The organism is Croceivirga sp. ABH4_376, assembly GCF_056160685.1.
Genome location: NZ_JBSWXQ010000004.1, coordinates 120,907 through 141,399 on the forward strand (window position 1 = coordinate 120,907; position 20,493 = coordinate 141,399).

Below are 20,493 nucleotides of genomic sequence, written 5' to 3' on the forward strand. Positions count from 1 at the left end.
TTACATTAAATGAAAAATATATATAAAACTTTATCCATCTGTTTGCCTTTAGGTCTAACTATGCTTGTAACAGGATGTGATAGTAATTTTGAAGAAATAAATACAGACCCAGATAAGCCAACGGAAATTTCTGCTGACTTGCAATTGGGTTATATTGAGCGTTCTCTTGTAAACGAGGTGTATGATTACTTTGTTTCTGGTGAATGTGCGGCAACGTGGCCACAGCATATCTCTAAGCCTATTTATAACGATGCAGATCGTTACTATCCAAGACTTGGAGCAATCAATACGTTTTGGAACACCATGTATGTAAACGTTATTGCTGAAGCCGATGAGATGTATAAGTTAGGTGGAGAAGCAGAAAACCCTGCTATACAAGGAGCAGCGCTTACCTTAAAGGCAATGGCTTTACAATATTTGACAGATTCTTTTGGAGACATTCCAATGTCCGAAGCCAATGCAGGTTTAAGCGATGGTAACTTTACACCAGCTTATGATAGCCAGGAAGCGGTTTATCAAGGAATATTTACCATGTTAGACGAAGCTATTGCAAAATTTGCCACGGGTGAAGGTGCGTTAAGTAGTTCTCAAGATTTAATGTACGGCGGCGACCTTGATAAGTGGTTAAAATTTGCCACATCCGTTAAGTTTAGAGCTTTAATGAGAATTTCTGATACTTCGCTTTTTAGCGCATCAGAAATGCAATCATTGATTAATTCTGGCAATTTAATTACAAGCAATGCAGACAATGCATTTATCGCATTCCAAACAGAAAACGCTCCCAACGCTAATCCGTATTATGGTATCGTACAGAACGGACGTCAAGCAGAGTGGTGTATGGGAGAAGCTTTGGTTGAATTTATGAAAGGCCAAAGCGACCCAAGATTAGCAGTGTATGCCAAAGAAAACGCAAGTGGTGAGTACGTTGGTAAACCTGCAGGATATATTAACCCAGGTATATCTGGATTTGGTGCCGGTGTTGTATCAGAAATTGGAGACGCCTACATGGCTGCAGATGCTCCATTATTTTTAATGACGGCAGCCCAAGTTAATTTATTAATTGCAGAAGCCATAGAAAGATTTGGAGCTAGCGGAGATGCCGCAACCTACTTTCAAGCAGGTATAGATGCTTCCTTAGAACAGAATGGTTTGGATGCAGGTTCTTTTACTCCTTCGTATAACGGATATCAATCCATTGCGGAGCAATTATGGGCAAGTACCTTTTTACAAGGTTATGAAACTTGGTCTGAGTGGAGAAGATCGGATATTCCTGCAAATTTATCTTTAGCTATAGACCCACAACCAGGGGTTAACAGCATCCCTACACGTTATGGCTATACTAATGATGAAAAGTCATTGAATGCAGACAACGTAGCAGGTGCCGTGGCTAACCAAGGTGAAGATGCACTAACAACAAAACTTTGGTGGGACGTTAAGTAATTGATAAAAACTAATTATTCTATAATGAAAAAATATAATTTATATTCCCTATTGATTTTCTGTGTAGCGCTAGTCTTCACAGGTTGCGATGGCGAGGAAGAGTCAGAGGTGTTACAGAACCGTAAAATTGCCGGTGTAGCAATAAACGTTAGTGGTTTTGGTAAAGTTCAGGGAGAACCTGAAGATTATGACAACTTGGATGAAAGTGCCGTAAGCATTCTTGCTAATGAATTGAGCATGGAGGTTACAGAAGGTTCTATAGAGGATGCCTCTTTAATTTCAAATTTTGAAGTGGTTAAAACCTTTAATGGTGGAGACGAAGTTCTTGTGGATACGTTTGATGCCCTGCCATTTACGGTAAACCTATCTGATATTAGTGAATTTGTAGCTGGTTTAACGGTAACAGAAGATGATTTAAAAATTGGTGATCAATTTAGATTTACGGTTAAGGTTAACCAAACCAATGGAGAATCTTACTATTTCCAAGGCCAATCTTTTAATTTAACCGTAAACTGTTTTGCAGATTTAAACGGAACTTACACCGTTACCAATTCAGTTTGTGGATCTGGTTCTAGCGGTACCATACCTCCTATCCAGATTACAGAAACTCCAGATGGTGCATGGGAACTGCAAACTGCAGATGGTGGTTTGTTGCAATATTGTACCTCTAATACGGCATTGGTCAACGGAGGAAAGATTTCTGTAGTATGTGGCGTAGTACAACCTTCTTCTGATGTAGATTTTTGTGGAGATTACGGTATTGGTTGTATCCAAGGTGGTACTTGGAACCAAGAAACCGGTGTTCTGGAACTTATTTTGAACGATGATTTCTTTGGTAATGGCGAATACACCGCTACCTACACCATGCAGTAAAAAGCTTAATTAGTATTTTCTATTTAGAAAGTAGTTAATCCTAGTTTAGTTATTATAGTTTGAATGAGAAAGCCGCTCTTTAATGAGCGGCTTTTTTTATGGCTATCAATAAAATTATTTCCGGTAACTAGCTAATCTGTTAAATTTTAGACAAATAACCTTAATATTAGGTAAAATTGACCAAAGGCAAACATCTAAAACTATGCATGCATCGTATATTTGGTATTGTAAAAAATTATAACTATGGAAAATCAATTTTGTAAAGTAGGAGCTGTTACCGCAATAGGTAATGACCCTCAAAGTTTATCCATCTTACAGCTTAGATATGAGTCTTTCTTAGAAAAAGCCGCTCAATTTGCAGGTATAGATAGTAAGCTTACAGAATTTTTAGAATCTAAAGCTAACGGGATTAAAAAACTATTGGAAGAATTATAGAATTACAGCTTCTCCATTTGTTCTTTCATTTGGAGCTGTAATTCTTTTGCCTTCTGTTTAGCTACCGATGCAAAATCCGTCTCGTTAGATGCATACAATATTCCCCTAGAAGAATTTACCAAAAGACCAACGTCCTTGGTCATTCCAAAACGGCATACTTCTTCTAGACTACCCCCTTGCGCCCCTACCCCAGGAACCAACAAAAAATTATCAGGTATTATTTTTCGTATTTCTGCTAAAAATTCAGCTTTAGTGGCACCTACTACATACATTAAGCGCTCTGCGTTCTTATAACTGGTAGACACCTTTAAAACCTCTTTATAGAGTTGAGAGTTACCCATACTCTTGGTTTGCAGATCAAACGCACCAGGATTAGATGTTAAAGCCAATAAAATAGTGTGTTTATCTTCAAAAGCTAAAAATGGCTCTACACTGTCCCTACCCATGTAAGGCGCTATGGTAATACTATCAAAATGTAAGGTCTCAAAAAAAGCTTTTGCATAACGTGTACTGGTATTACCTATATCGCCCCGCTTGGCGTCCGCTATGGTAAATTGTTCTGGGTAGTTGGTATTCAAATAGTCCATGGTTTTTTGTAGACTTTTCCAACCGGGAATACCATAAGCTTCATAAAAAGCTACATTAGGCTTATAAGCCACACAATAGGCCTGTGTGGCATCTATAATAGCCTTATTAAATTCAAATATTGGATCTTCTTCTTTTAGCAAATGTGCCGGTATCTTATCCAAATCGGTATCTAGACCAACACACAAGAAAGATTTTTTCCGCTTTATTTCTGAAATTAATTGAGCTGTTTCCATTAAATGGTTTCAGAGGCTTCTTTTAATTTTTCTGTGTTGTTAACCAACATCAACTCATCTATTATTTTTTGTATATCTCCGTTGATGATGTTTTGCAAATCATACAAGGTTAGGCCAATTCTATGATCCGTTACCCTACCCTGTGGATAATTGTAGGTCCTAATTTTAGCAGAACGGTCTCCACTACTAACCTGTGAGTTACGCTTAGCAGCATCTTCGGCTTGTTTCTTTGCCAGCTCCAAATCATATAAACGGGCACGCAGCACCTTAAATGCCTTGTCCTTATTCTTGTGCTGAGACTTTTCGTCTTGACATTGTGCTACCAACCCCGTAGGTAAGTGGGTTAAACGAACGGCAGAATAAGTGGTGTTTACAGATTGCCCACCGGGTCCAGAAGAGCAGAAATAATCAATTCTAACCTCTTTGGGGTCTATTTGCACATCAAATTCTTCTGCCTCTGGTATTACCATTACGGTAGCCGCGCTAGTGTGCACCCTACCCTGAGTTTCGGTTTGTGGTACTCGCTGTACACGATGTACCCCTGCCTCAAATTTTAAAGTTCCGTAAACATCTTCTCCCGTAACCTCAAAATGAATTTCTTTGTAACCACCGGCAGTACCTTCATTTAAATCTATAATATTGGTACGCCAACCTTTACTTTCACAATATTTGGAGTACATTCTATATAAATCTCCAGCAAAAATACTCGCTTCATCACCACCTGTTCCCGCGCGTATTTCCATTACAACGTCTTTCTCGTCTTCCGGGTCCTTAGGTATCAGTAAAAATTTTATTTCCTCCTCTAATTGAGGCAACTTACTTTTAGCTTCATCCAATTGCATTTTGGCCATCTCTGTCATTTCTGCATCACTGCCATCTGCAATTATCTCTTCAGCTTCAGAAATATTATCGCTAAGTTCAATATAGGTTTCGCGTTTATCTACCAGCTCTTTTAGGTCTTTATATTCCTTATTAAGCTTTACGTATCGCTTTTGGTCTGCAATAATATCTGGCTGTATAATCAAATCGGCAACCTCATCAAAGCGTTGCTTTACAATATTCAATTTATCGAGCATAGTTCAATCTTCCTTAGGGCTACGAATTTACAACAATTTATAGCTTTAAAAAGTAGTTTAATTGTTGTCTAAAATAAATGTTGAACTAAGCGTTACAATAGAAGCATCCAATCCGTTATTTCTATTATAGTAGGCATATCTAAGATTGATGGATTTTAAACCGAAGAACCAAATTTTACCGGCCGCCAGGACATCTTTATACTGCACCCCCAAACCATACTGATTGGCCTTGTAGCTGGACAAGTCAAAATCTGAGGTATAAAAATCTAACGTAGACACAGCCTCTTCCTTTTGGTAAAAGTACCGCACCCCACTCTGCTGGTAATAGCGGTAAGTAGGATATATTGTAAATTTATCGTTCAATTTAATTGGCGCCTCTAATTGCGCCGTATTACCGGTTAAACCCCAATCGTCCCAATAATACCGATAAAAACTACGCAACACGAGCCAATCATTTACATAATAATTTAATCTACCACCTATAGGAAGCTTAAAACGGTTATTTGGCAACTGTTCAACGTCATCTGCCAACTGGAAATCTTCTTGAAAATAATCCTCCCTATCTTGAAAATAAACTCGTTGAAAAGGTGTACTCAACAAACCTTCTTGAAAAACAGCATCTACAGACAAACTAAATTGTAAGCGTTGGGATAGAATCTGCGAAAAACCAAAATTTAGCGAATAAGAGTTTCTATTTTCATTTTCAAAGGCAATAAAATTGGGGTCATACCCAAATACACTGTTACTATAACCAGGTCTTAATTCAATTGGATATTGAGGTTTCCAACTATCTAAAAACACCTGAACGCCAAGGGAAAATTCGGTATTTCGTTCATTAAATAGTTGGGTAATTGCACCGCCAAAACCTACGGAGAAATAATCGTATTCATTGGAAACGTACGCATTTGCATTCCAAATAAAATTTCTAGAATTGGAATAATGGCTTATAGAGGGATTAAAATAAGCTAGGACATCGTTTTGAGATGCGCCACTACTAGCTTGAAAAGGATTACCGTCTTGCCTACCATCAAAAGGGTCTATATTGCTGGTTGACGCAGAAGAATAGGCAGAAATACCTGCATCAATGGTTAAAATAGCATCCTCTTTTAAGGGCATGCGCAGTACCAGGGTAGAAGTTACATCTGTTAGTTCTTCCGTTCCTTCCCCGCCGGTTACAGCAGCATTTTGCCCATCTTGGCTGTAATAACTAAAAAGGGTTTCTAGCTCTGCTTGTTCTAAAATCCGTTTCTTATACGTAGAATTAGTTTGTTGGGCGCCTACCCAAAAACCAAAAAACAGTGGAAATACGAAAAGATAGTTTTTCATTAACTGGCAGGTTATTTCACTTTAAATTCTTCTAACGAAACTTTTGCTTAAACATTTAGATTACTTCAAATCACTATTTACAATACAAACTTAGTCTAATAACCAAATATCTAAGAGCATAAAAATTTAAATTGAAAACAGAATTTCAAGCCGTATTTAGTTGCAGCCACATCCGCCACCGGTTTTACCACCATTAGCACCTACCGCTCCTTCCCTATATACTTGAAACGTTGTTTCTAAACGTTCTGAAGAAAATGCCCCTAATTGCATATCGGGATCGTTTAAGTACACTTTTTCATATTCCTTTACGGCAACACAAGAACCTAGAGATCCAAATAGTACCAATAATAGAAGTATTTTTTTCATAAAAATATTAGTTGCTATCCAACACAATACCAGAGCTTTTGTGCACTTTATTTTCATTATCTACAACAACAACTTCTACACCGTCTATTTGATTAATTAAATGAATACCACTATCCCTACCCATAATAAACACGGCAGTTGCCAAAGCATCGCACAGTTCCGCTTTTTTTGCAAAAATACTCACGCTGTTAACTCCTCTAGAAGGATAACCCGTTCTAGGGTCAATAATGTGAGAATATTTTTCTCCCTTAAAAGTAACATACTTTTCATAATTACCAGAGGTAGCTACGGAAGATTCTATAACCGGCAACCAAGAAAACACTTTATCTTTTGCCAATGGGTTTGTAATACCCACCACCCAATTTTTTCCAGAGGCTTGGGTACCCCATGTGGTTAAATCTCCAGATGCATTTATGATACCTCCTACTACTCCTTTACCTACCAACAATTCTTTTGCTTTATCTGCCGCATAACCTTTACCCAAGGCACCAAAGCCAATCTTCATTCCTTTTTTGGCCAAAAAAACCGTCTGTTTTTCTTTATCTAGGATAATATTTTGATAGCCAACTTTAGCAATAGTATTTTCAATTTCCAATTCCGTTGGCATGGTAGTCATTTCGCCATTAAAATTCCAAATTCGGTCAAATGCAGCATAGCTAATATCAAACGCACCAGATGTTAATTCTGATAGTTTAATTGCTCTTTCTAACAGAGTAAATAGTTCCAAACTTACGGGAACAGGTTTAATTCCCGCATTTTTATTAACGATACTAGTTTCAGAATTTGGTTTCCAAGAAGATATTATGCCTTCTATACGTTCTATTTCGGCGGTAGCTTCATTTATGTAGATATAGCCCAAATCTTGGTTATCTGCTACCACGGTAATTTCAAACTTAGTTCCCATTAACAATAGACTCTTCTTTACAGACACCAAAGACTCTTGCCCTTGAACTGACAAGAACAGGAACGCAATCGATATAAGTAAAAAAAACTTTTTCAATTAGAGGGACTTTAAATGCTTTATGTAAGATTCAACATCCATACCATTAAATCCTGTTGTACCAACAACCGTACCATTTGGCCTTAATACTACAACCAATGGAAAATAACCTTTTGAATTGTATTTTTCTGCCAGTACTTTATTCTGGTTTAAAACTTCAGTTTTAAGCTTGTTTTTCTTTTTTCTTGGAAAATCTGCGCGGTACAGCACCCAATTTTTGGCTGCCTCTTTTTTAAAAAGTGGTGCAGACCAAATCTTTTTATCCAATTTAATACATGGTGCACACCAATCTGAACCGGAAAAAACCAAAAGGATGTTCTTTTGTTCTGAATTTGCCTTGCCATTAGCAACTTCAAAATCCATTTCCCAATTCTGGGCCAGCAAGCCCAAGGGTAACAAAAATACTATGTAAATTATACGTTTCAATTACCTTTCTATTCAAAAACCCTAACAATAGAACCTTCTACTGTTGTGTTAAATATTTTAAGTGGATTGCTGGTGGTGGCCAAGTTCAAAGAAGTACCATCTTGTGCAAACTTGGAACTATGGGTAGAACAAATAAAAACTCCACCATCCGTATCTGAAAAATAAATACCTTCTGTTTGCTCGTGGCTGCATATTTTACTAGCAGCTACAATATCACCTTCCAAGTTGCGAGCAACTACAATATCTAGATATTTTAAGTCCGGGTAGGATTTTAAGAAAATAAAACCACCATTTTCTGCCAATGGTGCTGCTGCTTCAGAATTCAGGTCTACCGTAAAATCTACCCCATCAGAGACCTCAAAAACTTCTTGGTCTCCACTATCATTAGAGCAGCCGTTGATACAAGGAAATAACACGGCAAACGCCGCACCGGCACCTATACTTTTTAAAAATTCTTTTCTTTCCATAGCATAATTGTTTTACTTAAAAAAATAACGTCAAAAACAAAAGAATCGTATGGCTAATAGGTAAACGTTCCAAATTCACTTGCAATGGTAAGTTGTTTGGTTTCAGATGCAGAAACCTTGCCTATGATTTGGGCTTCCACATTAAAAGAATTAGCAATAGCTATTAAATCGTTGGCAATAGATTCGTCTACGTAGAGCTCTAATCGATGCCCACAATTGAAGACCTGATACATTTCTTTCCAATCTGTACCGGATTGCTCTTGAATTAGTTTAAATAGTGGCGGAACAGGAAATAAATTATCCTTAACCACATGTAAGTTGTCTATAAAATGTAAAATTTTTGTTTGGGCACCTCCACTACAGTGCACCATACCATGTATTTGCTCCGAGGTATATTTTTCCAAAATCCTTTTTACGATTGGGGCATAGGTACGTGTTGGTGATAATACCAATTTGCCAGCATCTAGGGGAGCATCTGCCACCGAATCCGTCAATTTTTTGTGACCCGAGTATACTAATTCCTGCGGCACCGAAGCATCGTAACTTTCTGGATATTTATCCGCCAAATATTTTTCAAATACATCATGGCGTGCAGAGGTTAACCCATTACTACCCATACCTCCATTATATTCCTTTTCATACGTAGCGGTACCATAAGAAGCAAAACCTACAATTACGTCTCCTACCTTAATATTGGCATTATCAATAACTTTCTTACGCTCTAAACGTGCCGTTACCGTAGAATCTACTATAATGGTTCGTACCAAATCCCCAACATCTGCCGTTTCTCCACCGGTAGAATGGATGGAGATACCGTGTGTCTTTAAATCGGCTATTAGCTCTTCCGTACCATTAATAATTGCAGAAATCACTTCGCCTGGAACAAGGTTTTTGTTTCTTCCTATTGTGGAAGATAGCATAATGTTATCCGTTGCTCCAACACAAATTAAATCGTCTACGTTCATAATCAACGCATCTTGGGCAATACCTTTCCAAACGCTAACATCTCCGGTCTCTTTCCAATACATGTAGGCTAAAGAAGATTTAGTACCGGCGCCATCTGCATGCATAACCAAACAATGATCCTTGCTTCCCGTTAAATAATCTGGTACTATTTTACAAAAGGCCTTTGGAAACAAACCTTTATCTATATTTTTTATAGCATTATGCACGTCTTCTTTAGAAGCGGAAACACCTCTTTGCGCATATCTTTTACTGGGATTGGATGACATAAACTGGAATTTTGGCAAAAATAAAGAATCCAATTATAGTTTTGGCACGTCTGACAAACAATCCTTTGCCCATATTTTAGACGTTGTGTTTTGGTCCATGTTTCCGCCGGTAATAACCACAAGCACCTTTTGAGGTTTTTCTTGTGTTTGCAACCATTGTATAACACCTCCCATTGTCATAGCACAAGTAGGCTCCAATCTAATTTTCAGTAAATGGGTTAGCCATTGGGTCCAGTAAACAATAACCTCCTCTTCTACCTCAAAAAAGGCATCTAACTGCTTTAAATATTCAAAAGTTAGGTTTCCTACCGCCATGGTCATTGCACCGTCTGCAAGGGTATTGGGTATGTTAGGCAGCTTTTGAATGCTATTTTTTCGTAATGATTCCGCTGCATCATTGGCATTTAAAGGCTCTACACCCATAGATTTTATAGTGTTATTAAACCCCTTTGTTGCAATAAAATTACCAGAGGTTAAACCACCACCTCCACAGGGAGTAAAAACAGCATTGATTCCCTGTACTTCTTCCAAAGCTTCCAAAACCGCGGTTCCTTGCCCACAAATTACTTGCTCATTATTAAAAGGCGGCACCCAATAAACCCCTTCTTCTTTTGCCGCTTCCTTAACCAAGGCATCCGTTACATTTCTATCCTTGCTCAACACCACGGTTGCACCATAATTCTTGGTTGCTTGTATTTTAACCGCACTGGAGTACTCTGGCATGTAAATAGTAACAGGGATTTTAAATTGCTGACCTGCATAAGCCACAGCTTGTGCATGATTACCAGAGCTATTGGCTATTATTTTTTTGGGATGAATACCTTGTTCTTTAAGCCACGCTAGTGTATTTAGCGCGCCACGTGCTTTAAAAGCGCCTACTTTTTGAAAATTCTCACACTTAAAATAGATTTCGTGCCCTAACCAAGAATTTAACAAGGTAGAAGACATCACCGGTGTTCTATTAATAAAGGGAGTTATACGGCTTTGCGCCGCCAGAATATCTGAGAAAGAAAGGGCCATGCTACTTTTTTATTCAAAAATAGTCATAACCCTTGGTAAACTTTATTTTATAAATAACAATTCACGGTATTTGGTCAATGGCCACAAATCGTCCGAAATCAATTTTTCCAGTCCATCTAAATGGGTACGAATTTCCGTTAAAAAGGGCTTTATGCCGTTGCAATAACTTTGAGCTTTTTTAGCCACCGTTCCCATATTATCGGCACGCTCCATAGCTTCTATCATTTTATCGGTAAGTTTTTTAGCTGCCACCATGTGCTCTGCCATGCTTTCCAAAATGTTTAATTGGGGCTCGGTAAACGATTTATGTGCGGCACCATACACCTCTTTAAGGCCACCTATATTTTCTAATAGTTCGTTTTGATAGCGAACCGCAGCTGGCACAATATAGTTGTACACCAATTCTCTTAAAATTCTGCCTTCTATTTGAATATGATGCACGTAATTACCTAATTCTACTTCTTGGTGTGCTTTTAATTCGATAGCACTCATAACCCCCGTGTTGGCAAAAAGCTCTTCGCTCTCTTTAGAGGTAAGCACCTGCAGTGCCTCCGGGGTGTTTTTGTTATTGCTTAGTTTTCTATTCCTTGCTTCTTCTTGCCAATTAAAACTGTATCCGTCACCATCAAAACGAATCCGTTTAGAGGTTTTAATATATTCCCTTAGAACATTAAAAACGGCTTCGTCTTTCTTAAGGCTCTTTTTATCAATCAGCGCATCTACTTCCTTTTTAAATTCTTTTAGCTGGTTGGCCATTATGGTGTTCAAAACAGTCATAGGCTTACCGCAGTTCATTTTTGCCCCTACCCCACGCATTTCAAACTTATTACCTGTAAAAGCAAAAGGCGAAGTTCTATTGCGGTCTGTATTATCTAGTAAAATTTCAGGAATTTTACCAACCACATTTAGTTTAAGTTCAGTTTTTTCTTGTGGAGACAATTTTCCTTTAGAAACACCCTCCAACTCATCCAAAACATCTGCTAATTGCTGACCTATGAAAATGGAAATGATTGCAGGTGGCGCCTCATTAGACCCTAAACGATGATCATTGCTGGCAGAAGCTATTGAAGAACGCAATAGCTCTTCGTACCTATCTACGGCCTTTATGGTGTTAACAAAGAAGGTTAAAAATTGTAGGTTTTTCATGGGCGTACTACCAGGACTCAACAAATTAACCCCGGTATCGGTGCTTAAGGACCAATTGTTATGTTTGCCCGATCCATTTATGCCCGCAAAAGGTTTTTCATGAAAAAGCACCTTAAAATTATGGCGGTCTGCAACCTCTTCCATAATATCCATTAACAACAGGTTATGGTCTACGGATAAGTTGGCCTCCTCATAAACCGGTGCCACCTCAAATTGGTTGGGCGCAACTTCGTTATGCCTGGTTTTTACCGGTATACCCAGTAGCATACTTTCTTTCTCCAACTCACTCATAAAAGCCAATACCCTACTAGGAATAACCCCAAAATAATGGTCGTCTAACTGTTGCCCTTTAGCAGCAGAACTTCCTACCAACGTCCTACCTGTTATTAAAATATCTGGCCTAGATTTGGCCAATGCCTTATCTATTAAAAAGTATTCTTGCTCCCAGCCCAGGGTAGCATATACCTTTCTAACGTTTTTATCAAAATATTGCGCTACAGCAGTAGCTGCTTCGTCTACCGCATTTAACGCACGCAACAAAGGAGCTTTGTTGTCCAAAGCCTCTCCCGTGTAGGCTACAAATATGGTAGGAATACAAAGGGTGGTCTTATAGATAAATGCTGGAGATGTTGGATCCCATGCCGTATAACCACGAGCTTCAAATGTATTACGTATACCGCCGCTAGGAAAGCTACTGGCATCTGGTTCTTGTTGCACCAATTGGCTACCGCCAAACTTTTCCATGGCCCTGCCATTATCTTGCAAATCAAAAAAGGCATCGTGTTTTTCTGCAGTAGAACCAGTTAAAGGTTGAAACCAATGTGTATAATGCGTTGCCCCCATAGACATGGCCCATGCCTTCATACCTTCCGCAACCTGATCGGCTATTTTACGATCTATTTTGCTCCCAGAGAAAATAGCCGCTTGCACCTTATCATATGCATCCCTGGTTAAAAATTGAAGCATTTTTTCATCATTGAATACATGCTTGCCAAAAAGAGTGGATCTTCTTTCCATTTCGGAAATAACAAAAGGCGTTCTATTATTGCTCTCCGTTACTGCTTTAAACCTCATATAACGTATTAATAATTCTAATTTAACATTTCATTCATTAAATATTTCTCAATAAGAATTGATTTTTTTGAATGATTATCAATAAGCCCCCTGTCTTAATGGGGGGTATCATAATTTTTACAAAGATAACTCCTTTTTACCCTACCTAAAACAGTATAATTCATTATAAATTTTATTTTTGTTACCTAATATTATTAAAGACATAACGACCAAAATTATGAGCAAGGCAAAATTAGAATACCTTTGGTTAGATGGTTATGAACCAACCGCTAACATAAGAAGTAAAACTAGAATTGAAGAAGACTTTAGTGGCAAACTAGAAGATTGTCCTACTTGGTCTTTTGACGGTTCCTCTACAAAACAAGCTGAAGGTGGATCTTCTGACTGTTTATTAAAGCCTGTAGCAATTTATCCTGATCCAGCAAGAAGAAATGGATATCTTGTTATGACAGAGGTTTTAAATCCTGATGGAACACCACACGTATCTAACTCTAGAGCTACCATTGATGATGCCGATGATGATTTCTGGTTTGGATTTGAGCAGGAATACTTTATTATGGACACTGCAACCCAATTACCTTTAGGTTTCCCTGTTGGTGGTTATCCTGGCCCACAAGGTTTATACTACTGTTCTGTTGGTGGTAGAAACACTTGGGGTAGAGATTTAGTTGAAGAGCATGCAGATTTATGTATTGATGCCGGTTTACAGTTTGAAGGTATTAACCAAGAAGTAGCTGCCGGACAGTGGGAGTTCCAATTATTTGCTAAAGGCGCTAAAAAAGCAGGAGATGAAATCTGGGTTGCTAGATATTTACTACAAAGATTAACCGAAAGTTACGGTTACTACATAGAATACCACCCAAAACCTGTTAAAGGTGATTGGAATGGTTCTGGTATGCACGCCAACTTCTCTAACACCGTTTTAAGAACTTGTGGTTCTAAAGAAACATACGAGAAAATCTGTGAAGCGTTTAGACCTGTAACAAAAGAACATATTGAAGTTTATGGTGAGTACAACGACCAGCGTTTAACTGGTTTACACGAAACCGCTTCTATCAAAGATTTTAGCTATGGCGTATCTGACCGTGGTGCATCTATCCGTATTCCAATTTTAACCGTGGAAAAAGGATGGAAAGGATGGCTAGAAGACAGAAGACCTGCTTCTAACGCAGATCCATACAAAGTAGCTGCTAGAATCGTTAAGACTGTTAAGTCTGCCGATATTTAAGATTTAGTTGTTGATTATTTATTTAAAAAAGCCCTTACTTTTTGGTAAGGGCTTTTTTTATGCATTTAAATGGAATTTATTAGCAACTAATTAAGATACGGTAACATAAACAAAGGTTACGTAGGTTAGCAATAAAATAACACCGTCCCTCCAACCTAAACGCAATCCTTTAGGTATAAATACCAAAGGTAATATCATAAAAGATACACCCAGCATCCAAAATATGTCATTGGTCAACAAACCTTGATCCAGAACCCGTATTGGCGTTATGATTGCGGTTATACCCAAAACGGCCAATAGGTTAAAAATGTTAGAACCGATTAAATTACCCAGAGATATTGCTTTCTCCTTTTTCAATACAGCAATTATAGATGCGGCCAATTCTGGAATACTGGTACCAACAGAAACTACGGTTATACCAATTACACGATCACTAACCCCAAAAGAAGATGCCAAGCCAACCGCACCTTTTATTAAAAGCTCTGAGCCACCCCATAGCGCTACACCTCCTACTCCCAATAAGAGTACTATTTTATATAAAGGCAGGGGTTTATCATCTTCTGGCAACTCATCCACTACGGCAGGTTTTTGAAAACGCAACAAATAAACCAAGAACACAAAAAGTAATCCTACCATTATAATACCTTCATATTGCTGTAATACGCCATCAAAATAGATGAAACCAACAAACAACAACGAAGCCAACATCATAACAGGCCAATCAGTAGTGTAAAAGCTTTTACGTACATCTATACTACCCAATAACACGGTAACCGCCAATACCAACCCTAAATTGGCAATATTGGAGCCTACTACATTACCTAGGGCCAAATCTGGCAAACCATCTAGGGCAGATTTTATGCTTACTATAAGTTCTGGTGCCGAAGTAGCAAAAGAAACTACCGTCATCCCAATTACAATTTTAGGAATAGCCAAACGCAAGGATAAAGCTACGGCCGATTTTAATAGCCAATCTCCTCCAAAAATTAATAAGGCCAAGCCCAAAACCACAAATAAAAAGTATAGCATTTACCAATTTTTAAACAAAGATAACCTAACCCCACTGGAATCCTAAAAACTATACATTTAGTTAAATAACTATTTTTATAGTTGTAAAACTGATTTTATAGTTATACATTTACCCAAAAGCTAATAAAATGGAAAAACTTACGAACAAGGAAGAAGAAATAATGAAGGTATTGTGGAAGTTGGAAAAGGCCTTTGTAAAAGAAATCTTAGAAGCCATGCCTAGTCCAAAACCACACTACAACACACTTTCTACCATAGTTAGAAATCTCCAAGAAAAAGGCTTTGTTGCACATGAAGCTTTTGGTAAAACACACAGATATTACCCTATTATAGCTAAAGAAACCTATAGAAACTCTTTTGTGAACACAGCAATTGCAGGTTTTTTCAACGATTCTTACAAGAACGTAGTTTCTCATTTTGCCAAGGAAGAAAAGATTTCTGTGGAGGAGTTAAAAGAAATTATCGCTTTAATTGAAAAAAACAACTAAATGGAAATGATTCTGGCTTATATTTTAAAATCTAGTGGCATACTATTAATACTTATAGGAGCATACTGGTTTTTTCTAAAACACGATACGTTTTTCCAAACCAATCGTTGGTTTTTGTTGTTAGGTTTGCCTTTAAGCTTTTTACTTCCATTTGTAAAATTTACAAAAGTAGAAGCCGTTACCCTCCCTTACACTGCTCCTCAACTTTACACCACTACGGCCCAAGTTCTAACAGCAGATAACTCAAGTTTTAATTGGTTTATTTTATTGGGTATTTTATATGCCTTTGGCTTACTATTTTTTACTGTGAGATTTACCCTCCAATTGGTTCAAATACATAAGTTAAAGAGGACTTGCCAACTAAACCATGAAACAATTTTTAAACTATATACAAGTAGAAAACCAATAGCTCCTTTTTCCTTTTTTAAAAGCATTTTTTACTCGCCATACGCTTACTCTAAAGCGGAACTTAAGAGTATTATTACCCATGAAAAAGCGCACGCCAGACAAAACCACTCATGGGATTTATTGATTTTACAACTTTGTTGTATGGTATTCTGGTTTAACCCGCTTTTGTGGATTTATAAACGTATTGTACAACAAAACCTAGAATATGCTGCAGATGCCTATGCCATTTGCCAAACAAAAAACTTAAAAGATTACCAATACCTTATGCTAAAACAATCTACAGGTTATGTAGCCGGGGCATTGACCAATCCATTTTTCAATTCATTAATCAAAAATAGAATACAAATGCTACATCAAAAATCATCTACAAAACGAAGTCAACTAAAGGTATTACTGATTATGCCATTAATTACCATTTTTTTAATGGCATTTAATATAGAGACCAAAACAATTTATAGTTATGAACAAAACCCTCAGACCACAATCAATGATACCGTATCAAGTGCAAAGATTGATAATATAACCATAACAATAGATAAGTATAGCTCTGACGAGGTATTACAAAAAGATGCTAAATTTTTAGCCGAGAATGGCGTTTCTTTGAAGTACAAAGGACTAAAGCGTAATGCTAACGGTGAAATTACCGCTCTAAAAATTACTTATAACAACGGTAATGGCAACAAAGGGGTTTACCAGCAAATTAAAAATGGAAGTACCATTAAACCTTTTAAAATATCTGTTTCTTTTAAAAATGATGAAACGGCAACCATAGAAATACTACAAGAAGACAATACCCATACAAAAGAGGTAGGTTACCAACAAAACCACGCTACTTATAATACGGATACAAATTCCAAACTTATAGAAATAATTACCGCTAATGGAGTAGAAAAAATCTTAGTTGACGGTAAGGAAGTATCCAGGGACTCACTCAGTAAAATTGGAAAACTAGAAGAGAAGTTTATCAAAACTTTAAAGGTAACAGAATCTATAGACCACGATACGGAGATAAATGAAGTTAAAGTACAGGAAGCCAATGGGGATTATAAAAAAATTACCTATTTAGAACAGAACTCTAGCCCTACCAATAAAATATTTTTGGTTTCGGAATCAAAAGCTTCTCAAGATTCCGATAAAGCAATGATTAATGGCTTGGACCAAATTGGAGAACACAATAACATTACAATACGTAAACAAGAAATTAATAACGGAAATGACGTAATCATAATTAAAGAAACCGCTACGGGAGAAACTGTAGACATTATGGATGCAGCAACCAGCAAAGAAGAGGGCTTACACATTAGCAACAACGGCAACACGGTAACGCTAATAGGACCAGAAGAAAATAATGCCCAACAAGAGAAAGAACAACCGTTATATTATATAGATGGAAAAAAAGCCAATAAGGAAGAAATGGCTAAACTATCTCCTAAGAACATTGAAAGCGTTAACGTTATTAAAGGGAAAAAAGCTATTGAAAAATATGGTGAAAAAGCGAAAAACGGTGTTATAGAAATCTTCACTAAAAAGAAAAATTAGTCACAATCATCAATCAAAAAATTGTCTTTTGAGCCGACCTTTTTTAAGGTCGGTTTTTTTTTGCTTCCAAATAGAAAAGCCCAAACAAACCGTTTTTGCAATAGAAAGGCCCTTGTATTTTGTAAAAACCCCTTAACTACCCCTTGAAAACCTTCAATTAAGGCCATTTACACCCTGTTTTACTTACATTTTTAAATCTTTAACAAGTAGGTCACATAAATATTGACAGCAGATACATTTTTAAACTTACATATTTGTATTCAATTGTATTTTTTAACTTCAATTTATTTGCAAACATGATATAACTCATTTTATATTGAAAACTCAATCAACAAAACAGGAGTTTATAACCATCAAAAAACAATCAACATGATAACCATTGTAAAATTAATTGTGACCCTTGTACTTACTTTAGTAAGCGCAGCCATGTAACCCATCACAATTGTAACCAACCGATTTCTTAACCAGAAATCACTTTAATTATTTACTAACGCTTTAAATTTTTAACCTATGCTTACATTCTTAGGAATACTCGTTATTGTCTTTGGTTTAGGAACTTTAATTACCAAAACCTTATTTAAAAACGTAACCGCTCTTAACTGGTTTACTACCAGAAGAAGCCTACAAATTGTTTTGTTAGGTCTAGTGCTTAGCATTGTTACCGGGGCATTTTTCTATGCAGAACCAGGTACCGCTTACGCCGTACAATACCCTTGGGGTGGCCAGAAAGCAGTCTTTAGGCAAGGAATTAACAGTAAAATGTGGGGTAGACTTATACCCATACAATTTGAACTACCTATTAAATACGTAATACCCAACGGAGAAGGCGATTTAGGCGAGCAAAGTGAATACGCCAATGTAGACAAAGCCAAGTATTGGGCATTTAGCGATGCCGTAAAAGCTAGAATAGCTACATCTGTTGTTATTAGTATAAATACAGAAGACGAAACACAATTTTTATCCGTAGCCGATAGAAACAAAACAGAACGTAATTTAATACGCTCAAGGATAATACCCAATATTGACCAGAGTATTAAAAACACCTGTAAGCTAATGGATGCACAAGACTATATTTCTGGACAAGCGTCTGACTTTGACCGCTATTTTAAAGACCAGTTAGAAAATGGAATGTATGTTCTAGAGGAGTATACTACCAACCAAAACAGGGAAATTATTGGCGATTCTAGCACCGTACGTACCGTTGTAAATAAAGAAAGTAAACAAAAACGCTTTCGTATTAAATACAAAGACGGTTTACCAGTTAGGGAAAAAGGTAACTCTTTAAAAGCTTATGGTCTTACAGTTGTACAAGCAGTTGTTACCGAAATAGACTGGGAGCAAACTTTTGATAAGCGTCTGCAATTGCAAAAAGAAGAAGTTGCCCAAACCCAATTAGAAAAGCAACAAGCAGAGCGCGAATTCTATAGAGCTCAAAAAGAAAAAGCACGTGGCGAAGCAGAGAAAGCTGCAGAACGTGCACGTTTAGAAAAAGAACAAATACAAAAGACTATTGCCGCAGAAACCGAGGCTAAAGTTGCCGAGTTTAACCTAATCAAAGAGAAAAAACAATTTGAGGTGGAAAAATTTAAGGCACAGAGCAAAAAAGTTGCTGCCGATGCAGAGTCGTATCAAAATGCAAAACTAGTTAGTGCTGGTCTTACCCCACAAGAAAAAGCTGAATGGGAATACAAAACAGCTGTAGGAGTTGCCGGGCAACTAAAAAGCTTAAACCTACCTGAAATTTACATTGAAGGCAACCAAGGTAAGAGCAGTAATGGCAACTTATTGGAGTCGCTCATTGGTGCAGATTTAGCCAAGACCATGATGCAAAAACAGGACTAAACACCACCCATACTATATTAAAAAAGCCCGGTTTTTCCGGGCTTTTATTTACCTTAAAACTTTAAAAATATGAGAGTTTTACAAACAACACATAGCAATCTAAAACATACACTTACGCTAAATAAAAAAGAGATAGGCGTTTTAGCATTTAAAAGTTCTTTTTCTATGGGCGCTACTATAACTTGGGAGAATAACGTGCTTAACATGGAACGTAAAAGTATATTTAGTAACACTTCATGGATAAGAAATAAGCATGACATGGTAGGCAGCGTAAAATTTAGCTGGAACAGTATTAAACTAAACCTTAAAGATATTGGTCATTACACATTAAAATCTAAGGGTTTTTTTGCACCAACGTATATACTGTACAACTCAAATAATCAAATTATACTTACCATTAAACCAACTTATTCTTGGAAACAGTGGAATTATACGTTCAAAATAGAACTAGGGAATGCCATAGAAGACAGTCAAATTTCCTTTGTGAGTTTGGTAGGTCTCTATGCTACTATTGTAAGTATGAAAGCATCTCAAAGCGCTTTTTAGCTTTAATAGTTATTAAGCTATTTTAGAGTAAATAGTTGCATAGAATAGTAGGCAGCTATTCCCAAGTTATAGTTACATTTTTGAAAATAGCTTCTAAATCATCTTTTTTATAACCCGAACGAGAATAAAAGTTTAGAATTATTGCTTTAAGCATTGGCGTTTCTGCCACAATACCTTCCAATTCTGCGACAAATTTTGTAGGCACATCTTTTAGTAATTTGTCTAATCTAGTTTGATTACCTACAGTAATTTGGTAACTAATGTTACCGTTGCCCTTCGCATCGGTAACATTTATCTTATGTCCTTGTATTGACCTCAAAACACCTTTATTAGTAACTAAACCCTCTATAACAACAACTCCAGTATCTTGATTACCTTTAACAGTGTTTATTTTAAATTCAACATCCTTACTTTCTGATACAACTTTAGAATTCAATAATTCCAACACTTCTTTGTAATACCTTATTTCTTTTAATTGTTTTGCAACAGTTTGCTTTAAACCAAAAATTTCATTTGATTTTACTTCGAGCTTTTGGTTCAATATAGTTACTTTTTCCTCACAATTATCTTGACTAAAACTAAAACCAATACAAGCAAAAAAAACAATGATTAATAACTGTGATTTCATAAAAATGTCTTCTAAATGATGTGTAGAATTTAAATTTCTATACCTGTTAGGCATAAGCAGCTAAACTACAAAATATTACTAGT

Annotated in this window: 20 protein-coding genes; 8 read left to right on the forward strand and 12 right to left on the reverse strand. The window is 36.9% G+C overall.

Translation table 11 applies throughout. The annotated features are described in order from the left end of the window. The first annotated feature begins 9 nt into the window (after positions 1–9). The 3 genes from ACXAGS_RS10710 (at position 10) to ACXAGS_RS10720 (ending at position 2,748) form a co-directional block, all read left to right on the forward strand. Positions 10–1,440, forward strand: coding sequence for a SusD/RagB family nutrient-binding outer membrane lipoprotein (locus ACXAGS_RS10710; RefSeq protein ID WP_474906650.1), 1,431 nt, complete (start codon positions 10–12; stop codon positions 1,438–1,440). Positions 1,441–1,464: 24 nt separating this feature from the next. Then, positions 1,465–2,313: a hypothetical protein gene (locus tag ACXAGS_RS10715; protein ID WP_474906651.1), complete on the forward strand. Its 849-nt coding sequence runs from the start codon at positions 1,465–1,467 to the stop codon at positions 2,311–2,313. Between the two features lie 243 nt (positions 2,314–2,556). Beyond that, complete coding sequence (locus tag ACXAGS_RS10720; RefSeq protein ID WP_010517765.1) at positions 2,557–2,748, forward strand: hypothetical protein; 192 nt, start codon at positions 2,557–2,559, stop codon at positions 2,746–2,748. 2 nt (positions 2,749–2,750) lie between these two features. Here the strand turns inward: ACXAGS_RS10720 and pyrF are convergent, their stop codons facing one another. From pyrF to ACXAGS_RS10770, 10 genes are all read right to left on the reverse strand, one after another. Beyond that, positions 2,751–3,569, reverse strand: a complete 819-nt coding sequence (gene pyrF, locus ACXAGS_RS10725) for an orotidine-5'-phosphate decarboxylase (protein ID WP_474906653.1) — start codon at positions 3,567–3,569, stop codon at positions 2,751–2,753. Then, on the reverse strand, positions 3,569–4,645 hold the full coding sequence (prfA, locus tag ACXAGS_RS10730; protein ID WP_474906655.1) for a peptide chain release factor 1: 1,077 nt from the start codon (positions 4,643–4,645) through the stop codon (positions 3,569–3,571). Before prfA ends, pyrF begins: the two co-directional genes overlap by 1 nt. A 57-nt stretch (positions 4,646–4,702) precedes the next feature. Further along, the gene (locus ACXAGS_RS10735) at positions 4,703–5,971 is read right to left on the reverse strand and encodes a DUF3570 domain-containing protein (RefSeq protein WP_474906656.1); all 1,269 of its coding nucleotides are present in this window, start codon (positions 5,969–5,971) and stop codon (positions 4,703–4,705) included. Positions 5,972–6,127: 156 nt separating this feature from the next. Next, positions 6,128–6,337, reverse strand: coding sequence for a DUF4266 domain-containing protein (locus tag ACXAGS_RS10740; protein WP_474906657.1), 210 nt, complete (start codon positions 6,335–6,337; stop codon positions 6,128–6,130). A 7-nt stretch (positions 6,338–6,344) separates the two neighbouring features. Beyond that, a complete protein-coding gene (locus ACXAGS_RS10745) occupies positions 6,345–7,241 on the reverse strand; it encodes an FAD:protein FMN transferase (protein WP_474906659.1) in 897 nt (298 codons plus the stop codon). Between the two features lie 96 nt (positions 7,242–7,337). Continuing rightward, positions 7,338–7,763 (reverse strand): thioredoxin family protein, encoded by a 426-nt coding sequence (locus tag ACXAGS_RS10750; RefSeq protein WP_474906661.1) that lies wholly within the window; start codon positions 7,761–7,763, stop codon positions 7,338–7,340. Between the two features lie 8 nt (positions 7,764–7,771). After that, positions 7,772–8,230, reverse strand: coding sequence for a Rieske (2Fe-2S) protein (locus tag ACXAGS_RS10755; protein ID WP_474906662.1), 459 nt, complete (start codon positions 8,228–8,230; stop codon positions 7,772–7,774). Positions 8,231–8,283: 53 nt separating this feature from the next. Next, a complete protein-coding gene (locus tag ACXAGS_RS10760) occupies positions 8,284–9,462 on the reverse strand; it encodes an AIR synthase related protein (protein ID WP_474906663.1) in 1,179 nt (392 codons plus the stop codon). Positions 9,463–9,495: 33 nt separating this feature from the next. Then, on the reverse strand, positions 9,496–10,482 hold the full coding sequence (locus ACXAGS_RS10765) for a serine/threonine dehydratase (RefSeq protein WP_474906665.1): 987 nt from the start codon (positions 10,480–10,482) through the stop codon (positions 9,496–9,498). 42 nt (positions 10,483–10,524) lie between these two features. Next, positions 10,525–12,702 carry a glutamine synthetase III family protein gene (locus tag ACXAGS_RS10770; RefSeq protein WP_474906666.1) on the reverse strand — a complete coding sequence of 726 codons (2,178 nt, stop codon included), beginning with the start codon at positions 12,700–12,702 and terminating at the stop codon, positions 10,525–10,527. A 217-nt stretch (positions 12,703–12,919) separates the two neighbouring features. Between ACXAGS_RS10770 and ACXAGS_RS10775 the strand changes: the two genes are divergently transcribed. Then, positions 12,920–13,930 carry a glutamine synthetase beta-grasp domain-containing protein gene (locus tag ACXAGS_RS10775; RefSeq protein WP_474906667.1) on the forward strand — a complete coding sequence of 337 codons (1,011 nt, stop codon included), beginning with the start codon at positions 12,920–12,922 and terminating at the stop codon, positions 13,928–13,930. 90 nt (positions 13,931–14,020) lie between these two features. Here ACXAGS_RS10775 and ACXAGS_RS10780 read toward each other — a convergent pair whose 3' ends face one another. After that, entirely contained in the window at positions 14,021–14,959 is a 939-nt protein-coding gene (locus ACXAGS_RS10780) for a calcium/sodium antiporter (RefSeq protein ID WP_474906668.1), read from the reverse strand. Between the two features lie 128 nt (positions 14,960–15,087). Between ACXAGS_RS10780 and ACXAGS_RS10785 the strand changes: the two genes are divergently transcribed. From ACXAGS_RS10785 to ACXAGS_RS10800, 4 genes are all read left to right on the forward strand, one after another. Beyond that, positions 15,088–15,447, forward strand: a complete 360-nt coding sequence (locus tag ACXAGS_RS10785) for a BlaI/MecI/CopY family transcriptional regulator (protein WP_474906670.1) — start codon at positions 15,088–15,090, stop codon at positions 15,445–15,447. Beyond that, complete coding sequence (locus ACXAGS_RS10790) at positions 15,448–17,394, forward strand: M56 family metallopeptidase (protein WP_474906671.1); 1,947 nt, start codon at positions 15,448–15,450, stop codon at positions 17,392–17,394. 510 nt (positions 17,395–17,904) lie between these two features. Then, positions 17,905–19,236 carry a cell envelope integrity TolA family protein gene (locus ACXAGS_RS10795; protein WP_474906673.1) on the forward strand — a complete coding sequence of 444 codons (1,332 nt, stop codon included), beginning with the start codon at positions 17,905–17,907 and terminating at the stop codon, positions 19,234–19,236. A gap of 69 nt (positions 19,237–19,305) precedes the next feature. After that, positions 19,306–19,782 (forward strand): hypothetical protein, encoded by a 477-nt coding sequence (locus ACXAGS_RS10800; RefSeq protein WP_474906675.1) that lies wholly within the window; start codon positions 19,306–19,308, stop codon positions 19,780–19,782. 55 nt (positions 19,783–19,837) lie between these two features. Here the strand turns inward: ACXAGS_RS10800 and ACXAGS_RS10805 are convergent, their stop codons facing one another. Beyond that, a complete protein-coding gene (locus ACXAGS_RS10805; RefSeq protein ID WP_474906676.1) occupies positions 19,838–20,410 on the reverse strand; it encodes a hypothetical protein in 573 nt (190 codons plus the stop codon). Positions 20,411–20,493: the final 83 nt, after the last annotated feature.